Origin of the sequence: Methylobacterium sp. WSM2598 (assembly GCF_000379105.1) — a bacterium.
Taxonomy (GTDB): Bacteria; Pseudomonadota; Alphaproteobacteria; order Rhizobiales; family Beijerinckiaceae; genus Methylobacterium.
The window spans coordinates 2,414,886-2,432,279 of sequence record NZ_KB900609.1 but is presented as its reverse complement, the minus strand read 5'-3'; the positions used below and the strand labels follow the sequence as shown (position 1 = coordinate 2,432,279).

The 17,394-nt window shown below is 66.6% G+C and carries 17 protein-coding genes and 2 pseudogenes; 10 read left to right on the top strand and 9 right to left on the bottom strand.

Features of this window, described 5'->3' with window-relative positions; genetic code table 11:
- Nucleotides 1–155: pseudogene (locus MET2598_RS41000) on the top strand (IS6 family transposase); the annotation flags it as partial.
- Between the two features lie 425 nt (nucleotides 156–580).
- Here the strand turns inward: MET2598_RS41000 and MET2598_RS0111385 are convergent.
- The 4 genes from MET2598_RS0111385 to MET2598_RS43730 form a co-directional block, all read right to left on the bottom strand.
- Nucleotides 581–880, bottom strand: coding sequence for a hypothetical protein (locus MET2598_RS0111385; protein WP_018260909.1), 300 nt, complete (start codon nucleotides 878–880; stop codon nucleotides 581–583).
- 706 nt (nucleotides 881–1,586) lie between these two features.
- Nucleotides 1,587–1,961, bottom strand: a complete 375-nt coding sequence (locus MET2598_RS0111380; protein ID WP_018260908.1) for a hypothetical protein — start codon at nucleotides 1,959–1,961, stop codon at nucleotides 1,587–1,589.
- A 377-nt stretch (nucleotides 1,962–2,338) separates the two neighbouring features.
- Nucleotides 2,339–3,322, bottom strand: a complete 984-nt coding sequence (locus MET2598_RS39005) for an FkbM family methyltransferase (protein ID WP_084673819.1) — start codon at nucleotides 3,320–3,322, stop codon at nucleotides 2,339–2,341.
- A gap of 223 nt (nucleotides 3,323–3,545) precedes the next feature.
- Nucleotides 3,546–4,370, bottom strand: a complete 825-nt coding sequence (locus MET2598_RS43730; RefSeq protein WP_157182130.1) for an AMP-binding protein — start codon at nucleotides 4,368–4,370, stop codon at nucleotides 3,546–3,548.
- 162 nt (nucleotides 4,371–4,532) lie between these two features.
- Here MET2598_RS43730 and MET2598_RS0111375 point away from each other — a divergent pair, with 162 nt between their 5' ends.
- The 4 genes from MET2598_RS0111375 to fahA all read left to right on the top strand — a co-directional run bounded on the left by MET2598_RS0111375 (nucleotide 4,533) and on the right by fahA (nucleotide 9,875).
- Nucleotides 4,533–5,741, top strand: coding sequence for an ABC transporter substrate-binding protein (locus MET2598_RS0111375; RefSeq protein ID WP_018260907.1), 1,209 nt, complete (start codon nucleotides 4,533–4,535; stop codon nucleotides 5,739–5,741).
- Nucleotides 5,738–6,964, top strand: a complete 1,227-nt coding sequence (locus MET2598_RS0111370; protein WP_018260906.1) for a cytochrome P450 — start codon at nucleotides 5,738–5,740, stop codon at nucleotides 6,962–6,964. Before MET2598_RS0111375 ends, MET2598_RS0111370 begins: the two co-directional genes overlap by 4 nt.
- A 239-nt stretch (nucleotides 6,965–7,203) precedes the next feature.
- Nucleotides 7,204–8,565: a homogentisate 1,2-dioxygenase gene (gene hmgA, locus MET2598_RS0111365; RefSeq protein WP_018260905.1), complete on the top strand. Its 1,362-nt coding sequence runs from the start codon at nucleotides 7,204–7,206 to the stop codon at nucleotides 8,563–8,565.
- On the top strand, nucleotides 8,565–9,875 hold the full coding sequence (gene fahA / locus MET2598_RS0111360; protein ID WP_012332382.1) for a fumarylacetoacetase: 1,311 nt from the start codon (nucleotides 8,565–8,567) through the stop codon (nucleotides 9,873–9,875). The genes hmgA and fahA overlap by 1 nt, the downstream gene beginning before the upstream one ends.
- Before the next feature lie 28 nt (nucleotides 9,876–9,903).
- Here fahA and MET2598_RS0111355 read toward each other — a convergent pair whose 3' ends face one another.
- Nucleotides 9,904–10,092, bottom strand: coding sequence for a hypothetical protein (locus tag MET2598_RS0111355; protein WP_018260904.1), 189 nt, complete (start codon nucleotides 10,090–10,092; stop codon nucleotides 9,904–9,906).
- A 696-nt stretch (nucleotides 10,093–10,788) separates the two neighbouring features.
- On the opposite strand from MET2598_RS0111355, the gene MET2598_RS0111345 reads away from it, so the two are divergent.
- On the top strand, nucleotides 10,789–12,048 hold the full coding sequence (locus MET2598_RS0111345) for a YsnF/AvaK domain-containing protein (protein ID WP_018260902.1): 1,260 nt from the start codon (nucleotides 10,789–10,791) through the stop codon (nucleotides 12,046–12,048).
- Between the two features lie 140 nt (nucleotides 12,049–12,188).
- On the top strand, nucleotides 12,189–12,323 hold the full coding sequence (locus MET2598_RS43365) for a hypothetical protein (RefSeq protein WP_269082996.1): 135 nt from the start codon (nucleotides 12,189–12,191) through the stop codon (nucleotides 12,321–12,323).
- Nucleotides 12,324–12,363: 40 nt separating this feature from the next.
- Here MET2598_RS43365 and MET2598_RS0111340 read toward each other — a convergent pair whose 3' ends face one another.
- Nucleotides 12,364–13,398: an alpha/beta fold hydrolase gene (locus MET2598_RS0111340; RefSeq protein ID WP_026190658.1), complete on the bottom strand. Its 1,035-nt coding sequence runs from the start codon at nucleotides 13,396–13,398 to the stop codon at nucleotides 12,364–12,366.
- Nucleotides 13,379–14,005, bottom strand: coding sequence for a hypothetical protein (locus MET2598_RS0111335; protein WP_018260900.1), 627 nt, complete (start codon nucleotides 14,003–14,005; stop codon nucleotides 13,379–13,381). The genes MET2598_RS0111340 and MET2598_RS0111335 overlap by 20 nt, the downstream gene beginning before the upstream one ends.
- Before the next feature lie 181 nt (nucleotides 14,006–14,186).
- On the opposite strand from MET2598_RS0111335, the gene MET2598_RS0111330 reads away from it, so the two are divergent.
- From MET2598_RS0111330 to MET2598_RS43725, 3 genes and pseudogenes are all read left to right on the top strand, one after another.
- Nucleotides 14,187–14,543, top strand: coding sequence for a hypothetical protein (locus MET2598_RS0111330; protein ID WP_012332386.1), 357 nt, complete (start codon nucleotides 14,187–14,189; stop codon nucleotides 14,541–14,543).
- A gap of 322 nt (nucleotides 14,544–14,865) precedes the next feature.
- On the top strand, nucleotides 14,866–15,192 hold the full coding sequence (locus tag MET2598_RS0111325) for an IS3 family transposase (RefSeq protein WP_018260898.1): 327 nt from the start codon (nucleotides 14,866–14,868) through the stop codon (nucleotides 15,190–15,192).
- 117 nt (nucleotides 15,193–15,309) lie between these two features.
- Nucleotides 15,310–15,466: pseudogene (locus tag MET2598_RS43725) on the top strand (IS110 family transposase); the annotation flags it as partial.
- Nucleotides 15,467–15,563: 97 nt separating this feature from the next.
- On the opposite strand, the gene modC reads toward MET2598_RS43725, so the two are convergent.
- Together modC and modB are read right to left on the bottom strand one after the other, a co-directional pair.
- Nucleotides 15,564–16,682, bottom strand: a complete 1,119-nt coding sequence (modC, locus tag MET2598_RS0111315) for a molybdenum ABC transporter ATP-binding protein (RefSeq protein ID WP_012332388.1) — start codon at nucleotides 16,680–16,682, stop codon at nucleotides 15,564–15,566.
- The gene (gene modB, locus MET2598_RS0111310; protein WP_026190656.1) at nucleotides 16,679–17,368 is read right to left on the bottom strand and encodes a molybdate ABC transporter permease subunit; all 690 of its coding nucleotides are present in this window, start codon (nucleotides 17,366–17,368) and stop codon (nucleotides 16,679–16,681) included. Before modB ends, modC begins: the two co-directional genes overlap by 4 nt.
- Between the last annotated feature and the right edge of the window lie 26 nt (nucleotides 17,369–17,394).

Below are 17,394 nucleotides of genomic sequence, written 5' to 3'. Positions count from 1 at the left end.
GCGGGTTCCGGCCGTTCCGCACGGCCCGGCGCACAATCCAGGGCTTCGAGGCGATGCTGTGGCTGCGCAAGGACTTCGGGTTCGCGGGCGCGTGGACCGTCCGCGAGCAGAACCAGCTCCTCGCCTGCTGCTTTGTCTTTCCGTCGCGAACAAAGCGTGAAAGCGGGACGGCGGAGCCCCTTCTGCGGCCCGAGCCCGCGTTTGCGGCAAGCCCCGGCGGGCTCGGGCAAGGGCCACCCGCACATCATGATGGACGGCTTCCCGACCGGACCGCACGCCCGGGCCTCAATGGACGGCCTGCTCAAGGACGTCTCGATCACCCAGCGGCGGCAGGTCGGTCGGGAAGCGGTCAGTGCCGATCACCGCCTCGTGGCCGCAGCTCGATCAAGGCGGCGCCCGTCTAGGCACTGCACATGCGGTTCGGGAGCGGCGACTGGTCCGCCGCGCGCTTCCGGCGCGGGCCGCACGAAGACGCGGTAGCGCCGTGCACGCTCCACATCGGGCCTTCGAGTTGTGCTCCGTGAGGCCCGAGCTTGGTCGTCGCTCTCGCCCCCGCCCTGCATCCTCCTGCTCAGGTCCCTCACTCGACGGGCAGCCCCGGACGCGTCGCGCTCTCGATGATCGCCTCCCACGACTTGCCCGACGCGCGCAGGGACTCGATCGAGGGGCCGCTCTCGTTTCCGTAGACCCTCAGCGTGCGCTCGTAGATGCGGGTCCGGTGCGGCTCGGGGGTCTGCTCCTTGAACAGGGAGGCCAGTCGCCTGCGCTCCGCGTGCATCGCCCGTGCGATGGCCTCGGCGGAGGCGCCGCGGCGGCGCATCTCAGCCGCGTGCTCGCGCAAGTCGCGCACCGCTTGCTCGTACTGGGACCGCAGGCTCATCGACGGTGTGGCCCTCGTGACCGACGCGATCGGACGATCATGCATCGTTCTGCGTCGGCCTCCTACCGAGCCTGTGTGAAAACGCAGGGGCTGTAGAAGGATTTTCCCTCGCCCACCCTGGGGAGCGCCAGTATAGGCATCCTGACGGCATCTCTGCTGCCGCTCATGGCACCTGAACGGTGGCTGCGCAGAAGATTGTTCTAAAATTCGGAGGTGCGTCCGAGTTTTCACACAGCCTGCACCTGTAGCGGCCCTCCCGCGGCCAAGCCGAACGAGGTTCGGCCTCGACCCGACGGCGACGGCGCTTGATCGCCTCCCGCCTACCGATGCACGACACCCTTGATCTGCGGGATCTCCTCGGCCTGCCCGGCTCGGGCCGCAGCGGACCTTTTTGATTGGTGGCCCGTCAGAAGCTTGACGGCTTGTACAACTTGAGCCTTAACTTGAAGGCCAAGCAACGGGGAAAGTTCGGCTATGGGACGCACTGGATTCCTCTCGGCCGCCCTCTTTACAATCTGTGTTGTTTATCCAAATGCTACAATGGCAATGTCGTGCCCAGAACGCAACCAACAGTGCATTAAATTCTGCGATCAGAGAAATGCGGGCGGAAGAGCTTATAATTGCCACTCTCGTTGTGCTGACGCTAATTCACAATGCATGCAGAATGGATGTTATAACACGCCAATGAAGAGTGGGTGCGGCTTCTCTAAATCCTAGATCCTGACTTATCCGGCCAGGGCGTGTCCCGCCCCGTCACCCGGTCGCCGGCGGCCTGGTCCCCTCTCTGCCCATGCTCCACCCGGTGCGCTTGAAGGCGGCGGTGGATCCCGACCACATCGCACATCACCCCGACGCTCTTCGCCCCGCACGCAGAGCAGCGCGGGTGCAGGGCGATGTCGGGGAACGGCAGGCTGTCCGGGAAGCAATCCGTGCTGATCACCGCCTCGTGGCCGCATTGAGTCGCGTTGGCGTGCACGAAGGCTGTGCGGTCGCCCTCCTCGGACCGGATCCAGCCGATCGTGGGCGGCGGGATCGCGCGGCCCTGCTCGTCGTAGGCGCGGCGGGGGTTGCGGCGGCTCATAGGCGGAGACGTAGGCCGCGTCCGTTGCGCGGCGACTGCGTGCGCGAGCTACACGGATCGGGTCAGGGCGGCAACCGCGCCCTCTAAACGGATGCCAAGGACCGACCAAGCAAGCTGAAATATTCCCAAACAAATACAGGATTTCTGCTCGAATTAAATATGAGCACGCAATAAATTTGCGTTTGGCTTCGATGCTGGGTGCCTGAAACATTGTCCTGGCATGATCGAATCAGATGGTGTTGATCTGCGTTAGAATTGGCAGTTTATGACAACAATAGTAAATTGAAATTTTATAGCGCCACCATTGGTAGCAACTATCAGCTTTTCTCCACTTCATGGATAAAAATTCAGGCCAATCTATCTGCCCAAAGCTGACCTCATCTGAGAATATGATTTTTATCGACGGGTGTCGTCATGGTTAGATCATAGTAAATCTTCTCACTTTCTGCTTCTTTATCATAGTTGCTCTTTAAGATATTTATTGCATCTTGCGCGGCATAGCTCCTGCTCTCGCCGGTTCCTTCTGCAGCAGCTATGCTGCATGAAGCAAAATTGGATTTTATAAATTCAAATATTATATCAGGATCCGCCTTCATCCTTTTCATCGTGTAAGGCCACCATTCTAATATTATTATTCCAGCTTTCTTTAGCACATCCTTGCCGCCCTCAAAAACAAATGGTTCTGCGCCTTGAACATCAATTTTTACAGCAAGCGGAGTTTTGATATGAGCGGCGAAATCATTCAAAGGAACTGCTTCGACGTTTATGACTGGTCGCAGATGTTCGCCAATATCGCCGATAAAATTGCCACCTATTCTAATTCTGTGATCTCCTAGATTTTCAGGTGCAATTTCGAACTGCAAATTTGAGTTTTCCTTGAATAAAGCGAGCCTGAAAAGCTTGTAATTTGCATGTCTACAATTTATCTTTGTGTTAATTTCTAAGTTCATAAAGTTATGCGGCTCTGGTTCGAATGCAAAACAATGAACATTTGGATATGACTGCGCAATCGGAATAGTTGTAAGACCGATATTCGCGCCTATATCTAAGTAATAACCCACCCCACCATTCTTGTCAAAAAACTCTTTTAATTTATCCACGGTCGTTTTCGCCCAGTCTCCCTTTTCAGAGTAAGCACGGTGCACTGAGAAGTCATAAGGTTGACTCACGATTGTGCCTGACACCCCTCTACTCGCTACGCCGGTGACGCCAGCTGGCCCGGCAAATGCTGCGATAGCATATCTTGCGTGCAGCCTGGCGAATTCTTGATCGTCTGCTAAAGTTTTCACAATCTGTATCTTGCGCCTCTCAGGAAGCTTCCTTACGAACCATGAGAAAAGCTGTAGAATCTGCGCTTTCATAGATCGTCCCTCGCGATTTCACGTAGTTTAAACCTATGGTCGAATTTGCGAAGGCCGCCCGGGTTGGTAGGAATGCTTCACCTATAATACTGACGTTGATCCCACCGCCGAGTTCGCGTCTCAGTCAAAAAATTTCACCTACCCGGCGCGTCTTTGTCGGTTTTTGCAACGCGCGGGTCCAGGAAAGGAGCTTTTCGCGTTTCATGGTGCTCCACCTCCATCCTCAATCTGCGGACATCGACAGCGATCGACGTCGACGCGAAGCTGACCGTCGCCTAACTCGTGGTCGGCTGGAATGCGAGGTACGCTTCGACATTCCCGGGCACCAGCGAGGCCGGTTCGCCTGCCGCGTGCAGCTTACCACGGACGAGCAAGGGCGTACCTGCAGACGGTTTTGAGCAACCCTTTGCAGCGGGACCTCGACGAGCCTGTCGCAAACGCGATCGCGCCGGCGTTCACGGGTCGTTAGGCATCCCCGCCCAGCTTGCCGCTCCGCCTCACCGCCGGGTCCGGACCCGGTCCGTCCACGGTCTAGACCCGCTCCAGGTCCGGCAGCCGGTCGCGCAGGAAAGCCGGCTTCTCGGCCCCTGCAAGGTCCGTCACCACCGCTCGCGCGCCGCCGTCGCCGAGCCGATAGAGGAGCGCGTCCGGGCCCGAACAGCGTGAAGAGCGGGACGGTGATCAGCCCGGCCCGGAAGCTCGCGAGGTGCGCGATCGCGGTCTCCGGGCTCGGCGGGAGCAGCGCGCCGAGGCGGTCGCCGCGCCGCAGGCTCTGAGTGGCGAGCCGGTTGGCGAAGCGGTTCGAGGCGGGCCGGAGGTCGTCGAAGCCGAAGTGCTGCGTGGCGCCCGCCCCGTCGAGGTCGATCAGTGCCAGCGGATCGCCGGGGGCGTGCCGGTCGCAATCGTCGGCGCCGATGATGTAGCGCTGCGGGATCGCCCAGCAGAAGCCTGCGACGAGGTCGGCATGGTGTCCGCGCGCTGCAGCATCGGCACGCTCCGCTCCCGCATCGTTCCTGCGGGGAACGGCTCGCGCGACGGCGCTGGCCACCCCTCCGATGTCCGGAACGCTCGTTCACCGATTTTCCGCCGTCAGGCGGGCGGCGGGCCTCCGGGAGCGGCTTGCCTTGCCGCCCGGGATCGGCTGTGACGGACGGGGCCGCCGCACTCCGCCGGAAAGAGCGTCGGTGCCGGCCCGGGAGGAAGTCCTTCGATGAAACGATCCGCTGCCGGCCTGCGCCGGGCCGCCCTCGCGCTCTCCCTCCTCGCCGGCCCCGCCGCGGCGCAGGTCTCGGACGATGTGGTCCGCATCGGGGTGCTCACCGACCTCTCGGGACCCTACGCCGACAGCGGCGGGCGCGGCTCGGTGATCGCGGCCGAGATGGCCGCCGCGGATGCCGGCGGCTGGATCCTGGGTAAGCCGGTCGAGATCGTCTCGGCCGACCACCAGAACAAGCCCGACGTGGCGTCGAGCATCGCCCGGCGCTGGTACGACGTGGAGAAGGTCGACGCGGTCGTCGACCTGCCGGTCACGGCCATCGCGCTCGCCGTCCAGGCCGTGTCCAAGGAGAAGAACCGCACCGTGATGATCACGGCGGCGGCGACCTCCGACCTCACCGCCAAGACCTGCTCGCCCACGTCGTCACACTGGACCGACGACACCCACGCGCTCACGGCCGGCACCGCGCGTGCGGTGTTCGAGCGCGGCGGCCGATCCTGGTACTTCATCACCGTCGACCATGCCTTCGGGCACGCGCTCCAGAAGGAGGCCACGGCCGTCGTCGAGTCGCTCGGCGGCAAGGTGGTCGGCACGTCGCGCCACCCCATCGCCACCGCCGACTACTCCTCCTTCCTGCTCCAGGCTCAATCCTCGGGCGCCGACGTGGTCGCCTTCGCCAGCGTCGGCGACGACTTCACTAAGGCAATCAAGCAGGCGAACGAGTTCGGCCTGACGCAGGGGGGGCAGACCCTCACGGGCTTCCTCGTCTACATCACCGATATCAAGGGGCTCGGGCTGCCGGTCGCCCACGGCCTGACCTTTTCCTCGGCCTTCTACTGGGACCAGAGCGAGCCCGCCCGCGCCTTCGCCAAGCGCTTCCAGGACAAGACCGGCGTGATGCCGACCAAGAACCAGGCGCTGATCTACACCGCCGTGACGCATTACCTGAAGGCGGTCGCACAGGCCGGCACGGACGAGGCGCTCGCGGTCAACAAGGCGATGCGGGCCATGCCGGTCGCCTTCTTCGGCCATCCCGCGACCTTGAGGGCCGACGGGCGGCTTCTCTACGACCCCGTCCTCTATCGGGTGAAGGGCGAGCGCGAGAGCAAGGGCCCCTGGGACCTCTACGAGGCGGTGCGCTCCATCCCGCGGGGCGAGGCCTTCCTGCCGATAAACCCGGCTTGCGCCGGGCAGAACGGGTGAGCGCGGTGGACGCGGCCGAGCGCGCCAGACGCTTCGACCTGCGGCGCCTGCCGGAGGGGTTCATCGAGGACCCCTACCCGGTCTACGCGGCCCTGCGCACCCACGCCCCAGTCCACGTCTTCGCGCCGGGGCAGGTCCTGCTCACCCGCTACGTGGACCTGGAGCGGGTCTACAAGGACGCCGCCACTTTCAGCTCCGACAAGGTCGTGGAGTTCGGGGCCAAGTTCGGTCCCTCTCCCTTGTACGCGCATCACACGACGAGCCTCGTCTTCAACGACCCGCCGCGCCACACCCGGGTCCGGCGGATCATCGCGGGTGCCCTGGCGCCGCGGGCGATCGCCTCGATGGAGGCGGGCATCATGGCGCTCGTCGACGGGCTCCTCGACGCGGCGGAGGAGCGCGGCCGGATCGACCTGATCGAGGATTTTGCCGCCGCGATCCCCGTCGAGGTGATCGGCAACCTGCTCGGCGTGCCGCGGGCCGAGCGGGAGCCGCTCCGGGCGTGGTCGCTCGCGATCCTGGGCGCGCTGGAGCCGGTCCTCGACGCCGCCACGATGGAGGCCGGCAATCGCGCCGTGACCGAATTCCTGGACTACCTGAAGCGTCTCGTCGCCGAGAGGCGGCGCCGTCTCGGTGATCCGGAGCGGGACATCCTGACCCGTCTGATCCAGGGTGAGATGGAGGGGGAGCGCCTCTCGCCCGAGGAATTGCTGCAGAACTGCATCTTCATCCTTAATGCCGGCCACGAGACCACCACCAACCTGATCGGCAACGGGCTGCACCTGCTGACGCAATGGCCGGAGGCGCGCGAACGGCTCCTCTCTGAGCCGGATCTGCTCCGCCGGGCGGTCGAGGAGATGCTGCGCTTCGAGAGTTCGAACCAGCTCGGCAACCGCATCGCTGCCAAGCCCTTCGCGCTCGGTGGACGCGATTTCCCGGCGGGTACCCAGATCACGCTCGGCATCGGGGCGGCGAACCGTGATCCGGACCAGTTTCCCGATCCCGACCGCTTCGACGTTGCCCGCGAGCCGAATCGCCACCTCGCCTTCGCGAGCGGCATCCACCAATGCGTCGGCATGACCGTCGCGCGGCTGGAGGGGCGGATCGCCATCGGGCGCTTCCTGGCGCGGTTTCCGTCCTACGCGCTCGATGGTCCGCCGCTTCGCTCGCGGCGGGTGCGCTTCCGCAGCTTCAGCCGGCTGCCGGCCCGTGTCGAAGCCTGACTCGGCAGCGCCGCGCGATGGCGGCGCGATGCGGCAGCATCTCGGGCGGTCGGTACGAGACGAGGACGCGCCCGCCCGCGCCTTCGGCGGCGTGGGGGCCGCTCCCGTCCCTGTCCGATCCCGCGGCACCCCGCGGGCCTTTGCTCGCCACGATCCCGGTCGCCGAGGCGTTCCGTTCGGAAGCCGAGGGCGGCCGCGCGCTCGACCGTGATCCGTCCCGACCAACAGGAGATCCCGCCATGAACCAGCACGGCCGTCTCGATCCCGCGGGCACGACCGCCGCGGCCCAGATCCACCCCGGCTACATGTCAGGCTTCGGCAACGGCTTCGAGACCGAGGCACTGCCGGGCGCGCTGCCGATCGGACGCAACTCGCCGCAGATTTGCCCCTACGGCCTCTACGCCGAGCAGCTCTCGGGCTCACCCTTCACGGCGCCCCGCACCGCCAACGAGCGCTCCTGGCTCTACCGCATCCGCCCCACGGTGATGCACTGGGGCGACTTCCGAAAAGTCGACGCTCGCCTCTGGCTTACGGCTCCGGCGGAGCTGGTCGACCTGCCGCCCGCGCCCCTGCGCTGGGACCCGGTGGCCATCCCCTCGGAACCCCTGTCCTTCGTGGAGGGCATCCGCACCGTGACCACGGCGGGCGACGCCGGTGCCCAGGCAGGTATGGGCGCCCACTTCTACTTCGCCACCCGCTCGATGCCGGACGAGTACTTCTCCAACGCGGACGGTGAGATGCTGGTCGTGCCGCAGGAGGGAGCGCTCCGCTGGCGCACCGAGTTCGGGATCATCGACGTCGAACCGGGCGAGGTCTGCGTGATCCCGCGCGGGGTGAAGGTCGCGGTCGACCTCCTCGGCGGGCCGGCGCGGGGCTACGTCTGCGAGAATTACGGCGGCGGCTTCACACTGCCGGAGCGCGGCCCGATCGGCGCCAACTGCCTCGCCAATCAGCGCGACTTCCTCACCCCGGTCGCCGCCTACGAGGACCGCGACGCGCCCGGGACCATGCTGGTGAAGTGGGGCGGCACGCTCTGGGCGGCGGAGATCGACCACTCGCCCCTCGACGTGGTCGCCTGGCACGGCAACTACGCGCCCTACAAGTACGACCTGCGCAAGTTCTCGCCGGTTGGGCCGATCCTGTTCGACCACGCCGACCCGTCGATCTTCACGGTGCTGACCTCGCCCTCCGAGACGCCCGGCACCGCCAACATCGACTTCGTGATCTTCTCCGACCGCTGGCTCGTGGCGGAGAACACCTTCCGGCCGCCCTGGTACCACCTCAACGTGATGAGCGAGTTCATGGGGCTGGTCTACGGGGTCTACGACGCTAAGACCGGCGGCGGCTTCCGGCCGGGCGGGGCCTCGCTGCACAACACGTTGCTGCCGCACGGGCCGGACGTTGACGCCTTCGAGAGGGCGTCGAACGTCGATCTCAAGCCGCACAAGTTGGAGGGCACGCTCGCCTTCATGTTCGAGACGCGCTTTCCCCAGAAGGTCAGCCGCTTCGCCGCTGAGACGCCCGCCCGGCAGAAGGACTACGCCGCTTACGGGCGCAAGCTCGCCAAGCACTTCGACCCGAACCGTGCCGGGGCGCGGTGATGGCCGACATCGACGCCACCCACGCCGCGACCTTGCGCTCCTGGGTGCCCGGCGCGAACGGCCACTCGGACTTTCCGATCCAGAACCTGCCGCTCGGGGTGTTCTCGCCGGGTGACGGGACGCCGCGGGCGGGCGTCGCGATCGGCGGGCGCATCCTCGACTTGCCGGCGCTGCTTGCCGCGAACCTCCTCTCGGGCGAGGCCGCGCTCGCCGCCGAGGCCGCGGGCGGGACGACGCTCAACAGGCTCCTTGCCTTGGGGGCGGGGCCGCGCCGGGCGCTGCGGGCGCGCCTGTCAGCCCTGTTCGCGGAGGGCTCGCCGGATCGCGACCGGGTCGCGCCCCTGCTGCATGAGGCCTCGTCCTGCCGGCTCCACCTGCCGGCCGCGATCGGCGACTACACCGACTTCTACGTCGGTATCCACCACGCGGAGAATATCGGCCGGCAATTCCGGCCGGACAACCCGCTCCTGCCGAACTACAAGCACGTGCCGATCGGCTACCACGGCCGCGCCTCCTCGATCCGGCCCTCGGGCACCCCGGTGCGGCGCCCGCGCGGGCAGTCAAAGCCGCCGGAGGCGGGCGACCCGGTCTTCGGCCCCTCGCGGCGACTCGACTACGAACTCGAACTCGGGGTGTGGATCGGCCCCGGCAATACTCTCGGCGAGCCGATCGCGATCGGCGACGCGCACGCGCACATCGCGGGCGTGTGCCTCCTCAACGACTGGTCGGCGCGGGACATCCAGGCGTGGGAGTACCAGCCGCTGGGACCGTTCCTCGCCAAGAACTTCGCCACGACGATCTCGCCCTGGATCGTCACGGCGGAGGCGCTCGCACCCTTCCGGATCGCGCAGAGCCCCCGGCCGGAGGGCGATCCGCGGCCGCTGCCCTACCTAACCGACGAGGTCGACCAGCGAAGGGGCGCCTTCGACCTCCGGCTCGAGGTGCTGCTGCTGACGCCCGGCCTGCGAGCGGCGGGCCTCGGCCCCCACCGGATTTCGGCCTCGAACACGCGGCACATGTACTGGACCGTGGCGCAGATGGTGGCCCACCACACCGGCGGCGGCTGCAACCTGCAGCCGGGCGACCTGCTCGGGACGGGCACGATCTCCGGCCCGGACCGCGACGCCTGCGGCAGCCTCCTCGAAGCGACCCTCGGTGGCCGGGAGCCGCTCCGGCTCGCATCGGGCGAGGAGCGCCGGTTTCTGGAGGACGGCGACGAGGTGATCCTGCGGGCACGCGGCGTTCGCGACACCTTCGCGCCGATCGGCTTCGGCGAGTGCCGGGCGGAGCTCCTTGGAGCGGCGCCCTGAAGCTCTCCGGCGATCGGCGCTCGACCTCTCATCCTACCGGCTGCGCATCCCGCTGGGGTGTCTCCGCAAAGGGGTTCAGCGCCCCGCGCCACGCGCCGACGCTCGCCCCGACCCGGCCCGTGTGCGAGGTCGCGTGCTCGGCGTTGCGGCTGATGCTCGCGGTCTCCTGCTCCTGCTGGCCGATGGCCTGCGTGATCTCGGCGGCGAGCGCGTCCAAGGTCCTCCATGGCGGCGCGGGTCGCCTGGATAGCCTGCAGGGTGCCGCCCGTCGCGCTCTGGATGCCGCCGACTTGGCGGACGATCTCGTCGCCGGCCTTCGATCTGATCGGCGCGCGCCTCTACCTCGCTCGCCACCACCGCGGAGCCCCGCCCCGCCGCCTCGATCGCGGCGAAGGCCTGCGTAGTGGCCCACCGCCGCGCTCGGAGGTCTGCTGCAGACCCCGACGATGACGCGGATCGAGCGCTTCGGCTCGGGGAGCGTGACTATACTCCGCCGAACCGGATTGCAGCGCGGCTCACCCGTGCGGTGCACCAGACGCTCTCGACTGAGACGGGCGCGAGAAAATTGTATGTCTGTAGATTATTACGAACTCACCGAAGCATCTACAAAGAATTTTGGCTGAGCCGCACGACCAACTCATCGGAACCGATTGGTGCGGGAGACCGTTGCTCATTGCGATGCAGCATGAAACCTCATACTGCCGCGGGGCCGCGGGCCTCGTGCTGTCACGGGGTCGCGGGCGCGGTCACCCGTCCCACGTCGACATCAAGAGAGCGCACGAACGCGCCGGACAACGGAAGATCCTGCAACTCAACGCCTCGAAATCACCACAAGGAACTCAGGGCCGAGTGGATTCGCCACTGCTTGAGTTCCGTGTTGATGATCTTCATCCCACCCTGCACGAGGGTTAGCATGACCACCATCAGGCAGCTGATTCAAACCAGTCCAGCCAAGGCAACCGAACTCCTTGCGAGGCTCGCAGAGACCTCCGAGAACGCGGTTAAGACGCGAGAGCGCCTGCTTGCTGAACTCAAGTCTGAGTTGGAGCTCTCTGCTCAGCTTGAAGAAGAGCACCTTTTTCCTGTCCTTCGTAAGCACAAAGAGACCAGGGAGCTTGTGGCTCAGGCTTTGAACGACAACAGACAGACCCGCAGGCTGCTGGCTGAACTTGAGCAGACGCCGAAGAGTAGTGAGGAGTTCGCCCCCAAGGTTGCTGAGCTGAGAAAGGTGTTTCAGCAAAGCGTGCGTGATGAGCGGAAGGAGCTGCTCCCGGCAGTTATGAAGGTGCTAAGCGACGAGGAGGCGCAGACCGTTGCCGGTAAGATCGAGGACGGCAAGGCCGAAGTCGAAGAGGCAAGGCGCGTTGAGGCTGAACAGCGGCGTGCCGAGCAAAAGCGGGAGCGTGACCAGGCTGAAGCCGACGAAGCCAGGCGCGTTGAGGCTGAACAGCGCCGCGCCGAGCAAAAGCGGGAACGTGATCGGGCAGAAGAGGTGCTAGCTAGGGAGAAGGAAGCTGCAGACCGCGAGCGGAGCTCCAGGGCGGCGGCACGACAGGCCGCTGAGCAAGTCAGGCAAGCGGCCGAGGTCGTCGAGGAGAGCTCCCGGACGGTAATCCGGACCGCTGCGGAGAGCGCTCAGCGCACTGCCGCTGCGCCGTTAAGCTCGGGCTCCCTATTCTGGGATGCGATGTTTGGCATGTGGGGCTTCCCGCAGGGCCGTTCCGTCGCTCGTTCGGCAACTGCCCCAGCATCCTCGACCCGGCAATCCACCCACGAGGAGGAAGTAATTCCTCTGGCGGAAGAGACGCTGATCGTCGGCAAGCATACGGTGAACAGCGGCACCACCACGGTCCGCCGCTACGTCGTGGAGAGCTCGGTTGAGCAGAAGGTGGCGCTCTATGACGAAAGGGTTGTGGTTGAACGGCGCAGGCCAGCTACCGACGCTGTAACGGGTGAGGCCTTGACTGAACTCACTGTCGAGATGATCGAGACATCCGAAGTGCCGATCGTCGGAAAAGGCGTCAAAGTGCGGGAAGAGGTCGTCGTCCGCCGCGAGCGCACGAAGCGTATCGAAACGGTGAGAGACACAGTGCGGCGCGACGAGGTCGAGATCTCGAATACGAAAGAGCGCGCAGCCAACGCGCGACCGAACTTGGCTTACAGTAACAAGTAATCTGCTGGGCCTTATGGTCTCGGATCGCGATCAATGACTTGATCGCGATCTTTCTGTTCCTGTGTGATCCGGGGTCCGCTTGATCGAAGCGGATCCCGGATCATGAGCCCGCGCGGCGCCCGAGCGACGCCGACATCCGCATGGCCGAAATCGGAGATGGCGAAGTCATCAACCGGATGCCGTATGGGGAGCTTGACAGCAGTAGCAAGACTGCTGGCGAGGTGTGCAGGTCGCATGCCGTCAACGCCATCGGCTCAGGAACCGTCATGCCGTGAGAGATGGTGCAAGCCCACCCGCGTAGCACCCGTGTGGCAATCAGCGCCGTTTCAGGCTTTTGTTCGTAAGTGCCATGTGGGCGTCGATCGCCTGCCCGATCTTGGCTCTCGCCGAGTAGTGGATCATGTGTCCTTGGCCTCGCAGTATCAGCAACGTGCTTCCGACCACGTCCTCGTGGAGACGCCGGGATTGCGCGCGGGCGTCGACGACCGCGTCCGCGTCGCCGGCCAGGATTGCGACGGGCAAATGAAGCGTCGGGTAGTGTCGCTCAAGCAGAGCCGCGGCCGCGTTCATGGTCGCGGTGTCCTCCGCGCTTGCGCGCGCCTGGGTAGGGTGGATTGAAATCGCGACCGGGAACCGCGCCATGAAGCGTGCTGGGACCGGTTGCGGCTTGAACACGTGCCGGAAGACCTGCGGTGCGAGGAGGTGTCCGATGGCGTCCGGCATCAAAGCGCGTGCGACATCGCCCATGCCCGGGACGGCGAGCGGCGTGATCAGGGCCACATCGGTCCGCCGACTCGGATAGTAGTATCCCGCCAGCAGGACCAACCCTCGCAGGTCGGATTGGGTTTGGGTGGCGAGCGCCAGCGACACGATGGTGCCCCAGGAATGCCCCACGATAACGGGCCGTTCGACGTTGAGCTGCGCCAGCACGCGCTCGAGGAGCCGTGCCTGCGCCGATGCCGTCCAGATGCGGTGCCTCGGTCGCTCCGTGTGACCGAATCCCGGCCGGTCTATCGCGATCACGCGATATTTCTTCGCGAGTTGATCGAGGAGGCCGGAGATGACGAAGTCCTCCGCCATCGTCCCATTGCCGTGGATCAGCACCACCGGCCGCCCTTTGCCGCGCACGATGTAGTGAACCCTCAGCCCGTCGACATCGACAAACCGCCCGGGTGGTCGGCTCGACGGTTCTCGCTCGAGCGCCTTCAGCATGTGCCTCGTCTGCCGAACGACTTTGGTCGGCTGCTTGGCCGCGGTGTGCGCTGCCTTCACCGTAGACCTGACGAGCTTGGCTGTGCCCGACGCGGTCCGGCGTGTTGCGCGCCGTGAATCAAACCGAAACAAAACCATTCCTCCGACCTACCGACGCCGCCTGGTGCTGCCTGTGGCTGAGAGCCGTCTTTGCCCCTGAGCCCTGACCCGAGCCAGGCATCGAGGCCTCGGCTAAGGCAGCGAGAATATCCGTGACGGCGGCACCGTGCATGCTGCGCGGCAGAATGCCGTCCCCATACAGCCCCGCAGCCAGCGCGTGGCGCGCGGGCATGCGATCGCACCGCGCGGCGGCTGCCGTGCAGAACGCCGCCATGTCCTCGTCCGGCTGCACGACAATCGCGACGCCGGCATACGATGGTCCGGCGTCGAACACCCGCACGGCGATCACGAGGTTCTCCGGCGCGGAGGCTTCGACGCGCTCGTCGAGCAACCAGAGCCGGCGCCTGGAGGCGAGAAGATCCTCGACCCACACGCCCGAGTGCTCGTGCCGGCCGGCCACCCGGAAGATCGAGAAGAACGCATCGGCGAGGCAGGGCGCCAGATCGCGCTCAGGCGAGTCCAGAGAGGCGAGGCGATCGCCCAGGAAGCCGTCGAACACGCGCCGACCGCGCTGGTTGGGCTCGACCAGGGCGACATCGCAAAGCATGTTGAAGGTCGTCTCATCCTCAAGCTGCGCCTCGTCCACGAGGTTGAGTTGCTTAGGGCCCGGTCGAAATCGGCCTTCTTGCAGCGCGGGACTGCTTGAGCGAGAACGACCTGGATGGATGCTCGGACCGGTCGATACTGCGCGAGAATGGCGTCCCGCGTTGTCGGCGTGCTCTCACCGGCCATGGTCCGTCCTTCGTGCCGATCTGGAGATGGGTCACATGAGCAGCATCCGTGAACGGTTCCGGGGCCAGTGGCGGATCACCGAGACCGGCACATGGGACAACGACTACCTCGATATGATCGAGCCGGCCTTCATCGCGTTCGAACCTGGCGGCACGGGCGAGTTCCGCTTCGGGGTGGTCGTCGCGAGCCTCGATTGCTCCTACAGCCAAACGGATGTGGGCTTCCGGTTCCATGGCTCGGATGAGGGGACCGAGGTTTGGGGCGACGGCTGGGCTGAGTTCGACCGACCCGACGCCATCTCCGGCGAGATCGCCTTCTGGAACGGTGACGAGACCACCTTCAAGGCCCGTCGTTGGCCGGGGTCATCTTGCGTCTGGGCGCTTCGAGGATGAAGCGGCGATTAACTCGGCTGATAGTCGAGAATTGCTTTCTGTGAGTGCCGGCGCCACCGCGAGGAGGGGCGGCGTCTCGTCCGCCCCAGGTTCAGCCCGTTACCATGATCGGCGTGCCGCAGACCCGCGTAATCGGCTCACGGCACGGAGCGCTAAGCATGCGGAGGAATCCCGATGGCCCAAGAAGAGTTGAATGTCTCTCTTTCGAGGCGCCTACGCTGAATGGTCCAACAGCAAGGCCGCGAATCGTCAGTGCTGGATGATCCTCCCTCGAGTTGGTGGACGCCTCTGATCCGCTCGTGGGGAGCGAGGAAGGCGTTCAATGGCGACGAAGACGCGACGGGAGTTCACCCCCGAATTCAAGCGCGAGGCGGTGGCCCTCCTGGAGAGCAGCGGGCGCCCGCAGATGCAGATCGCGGCGGAACTTGGCATCCAGCCCTCGATGCTGCGCAACTGGCGCGCTGTTCTCACCGGCGAGGCGCCCCGCTCGCGGGCGGCCGCTCCGGCAGCACAGCCCTCCTCACCCGTGGCCTCACCCGCCGAGCAGGCTGCTGAGATCGCGCGGCTGCGGCGCGAGCTGGAGCGCGCCCGCACGGAGCGCGACATTTTAAAAACGGCCATCGGCATCTTCGCGGAGACGCCGCGATGAAGTTCCGTTTCATCGATGACCACCAGGGCACTTGGCCCGTGCGCACCCTCTGCCGCGCGCTGCGGGTCTCGCCATCCGGCTACGACGCGTGGCGCTCGCGGCCCGAGGGCGGTGCGCAAGAAGCAGAGCTACCCGCAGGCCCAGTTCCAGCGCCTGCGCGCCCGCCGCGGTCCCAACAAGGCGATCTGCGCCGTGGCCGCCTCCCTGCTCACCGCCGCTTACCACATGCTCCTCGACGGGACAGCCTACATCGATCTGGGACCCCACCACTTCCGAAACGTCGATCCGGAGCACCGCGCCAAGGCCCTCGTGCGCCAGATCGAGCGGCTCGGCTTCATCTGCACCCTCACGCAGGCGGAGCCAGTTTCTATCTAGATCGCGACCTCCGCCCCGCTCGCGATGGTGGCGGGATCGAAGGCGACGCCCTTGACGAGGGCGAAGACCTCCAGGCCCGGCCTCAGGCCGAGTTCGTGCACCGCGTGCCGGGTGAGCGAGGCGGAGAGCAGGGCCGCCCCGCAGGCGATCTCGACCGTCGCGTAGGCGCCGGGCTGCTGCGCGATGGTCCGGATCGTGCCGGGCAGGTGATTGCGGGCGCTGAGGCCGCGCGGGCGCTCCAGGGCCACCAGCACGTCGCGGGCGCGCACGCGCACGCGCACGCCGCTCCCCACCGGCAGGTCCAGGCGGGGCACGGTCAGGCTGCCCACGGCGCCTTCGAGCCGCGTCAGGCCGAAATCCGGGTCGTGGCCCGCGACCCGCAGCTCCAGGAGCGCGCCCGCCTCCGCGGCCTGCGGCCCGGGCAGCAGGTCGGACCGGCGCAGGATCGCGTCGGCCGGCCCGCTCGCCGCGACCCGGCCGGCCTCCAGCACCACCACCGTGTCGGCGAGCCGGGCCACCTCCGCCACCGCGTGGCTCACGAACATGATCGGGACCCGGGCCTCGTCCCGCAGCCGCTCCAGGTAGGGCAGGATCTCGGTCTTGCGGGCCTCGTCGAGGGCCGAGAGCGGCTCGTCCATCAGGAGCAGGCGCGGATGCGCGAGGAGGGCCCGGCCGATCGCCACCCGCTGCCGCTCGCCGCCCGAGAGTCCGGCGGGGCGCCGGGCGAGGAGGGGGCCGAGGCCGAGGAGATCGGCGACCGCGCCGAGGGAGGGCTCCGCCCGGCCGGGAGCCGCGCTCCCGGACCCCGCGAACCAGCGCCCGAAGAGCAGGTTCTGGCGCACGCTGAGGTGCGGCAGGAGCCGCGCGTCCTGGAAGACGTAGCCGACGCGGCGCCGGTGCACCGGCACGCAGATCCCGGCCGCCGTGTCGAGCAGCACCGCGCCGTCCACCACGACGCGGCCCGCCCGCGGACGCAGCAGGCCGGCGACGACGTTGACCAGGCTCGTCTTGCCCGCGCCCGAGCGGCCGAACAGGGCCGTGACGCGGCCCGCGGCCGTGAAGGCGGCGTCGAGGGAGAAGTGCCCCAGCGCGTGGCTTGCCTCGACGGTGATCACGCGCCGAGCCGCCGCTTCGCCCGCCGCGCCAGCCCCTCCGAGGCGAGGAGCGCCGTCATCGAGACGGCGACGGAGACCAGGGTCAGCCGCAGGGCCCCGTCCTCCCCGCCCGGCACCTGCGTCAGCGCGTAGATCGCGGAGGGCAGGGTCTGGGTCTCGCCGGGAATGTTCGACACGAAGGTGATGGTGGCGCCGAACTCGCCCATGGCCTTGGCGAAGGCGAGCACCGCGCCGGCCAGGATGCCCGGCAGGGCGAGCGGCAGGGTGACGACGGCGAAGACCCCGAGCGGCGGCGCCCCGAGGGTGGCGGCCGCCTGTTCGAGGCGCGGGTCGATCGCCTCGATCGAGAGCCGCATCGCCCGCACCATCAGGGGAAAGCCCATCACCGCGCAGGCGAGGGCCGCGCCGGTCCAGCGGAACGAGAACACGATCCCGATCTCGGCCAGGGCGGCCCCGAACAGGCCCCGGCGGCCGAAGCCGAGGAGCAGGAGGTAGCCCGTCACCACCGGCGGCAGGATCAGCGGCAGATGCACCAGGCCGTCGAGCAGGGCCCGGCCGCGGAAGCGTCCCCGGGCGAGGAGCAGGGCGACGAGCAGCCCCGGGACCAGGCTCGCCAGCGTGGCGACGCCCGCGACCTGCAGGCTGAGCCGCAGCGCGCTCCACTCGTCGGGCGTGAGGACAGGCAGGGCTCCGCTCCGGTCGGCGAGGCGTG

What these genes read in the sequence shown, in the direction of transcription:
- MET2598_RS39005 (WP_084673819.1), bottom strand. Translation starts at nt 3,322, where the DNA reads ATGAAAGCGCAGATTCTACAGCTTTTCTCATGGTTCGTAAGGAAGCTT.
- MET2598_RS0111325 (WP_018260898.1), top strand. Translation starts at nt 14,866, where the DNA reads ATGGCGACGAAGACGCGACGGGAGTTCACCCCCGAATTCAAGCGCGAG.
- MET2598_RS43365 (WP_269082996.1), top strand. Translation starts at nt 12,189, where the DNA reads ATGGCCGAAATCGGAGATGGCGAAGTCATCAACCGGATGCCGTATGGG.
- MET2598_RS0111340 (WP_026190658.1), bottom strand. Translation starts at nt 13,398, where the DNA reads ATGGTTTTGTTTCGGTTTGATTCACGGCGCGCAACACGCCGGACCGCG.
- MET2598_RS0111330 (WP_012332386.1), top strand. Translation starts at nt 14,187, where the DNA reads ATGAGCAGCATCCGTGAACGGTTCCGGGGCCAGTGGCGGATCACCGAG.
- MET2598_RS0111375 (WP_018260907.1), top strand. Translation starts at nt 4,533, where the DNA reads ATGAAACGATCCGCTGCCGGCCTGCGCCGGGCCGCCCTCGCGCTCTCC.
- hmgA (WP_018260905.1), top strand. Translation starts at nt 7,204, where the DNA reads ATGAACCAGCACGGCCGTCTCGATCCCGCGGGCACGACCGCCGCGGCC.
- MET2598_RS0111385 (WP_018260909.1), bottom strand. Translation starts at nt 880, where the DNA reads ATGAGCCTGCGGTCCCAGTACGAGCAAGCGGTGCGCGACTTGCGCGAG.
- fahA (WP_012332382.1), top strand. Translation starts at nt 8,565, where the DNA reads ATGGCCGACATCGACGCCACCCACGCCGCGACCTTGCGCTCCTGGGTG.
- MET2598_RS0111380 (WP_018260908.1), bottom strand. Translation starts at nt 1,961, where the DNA reads ATGAGCCGCCGCAACCCCCGCCGCGCCTACGACGAGCAGGGCCGCGCG.
- MET2598_RS0111345 (WP_018260902.1), top strand. Translation starts at nt 10,789, where the DNA reads ATGACCACCATCAGGCAGCTGATTCAAACCAGTCCAGCCAAGGCAACC.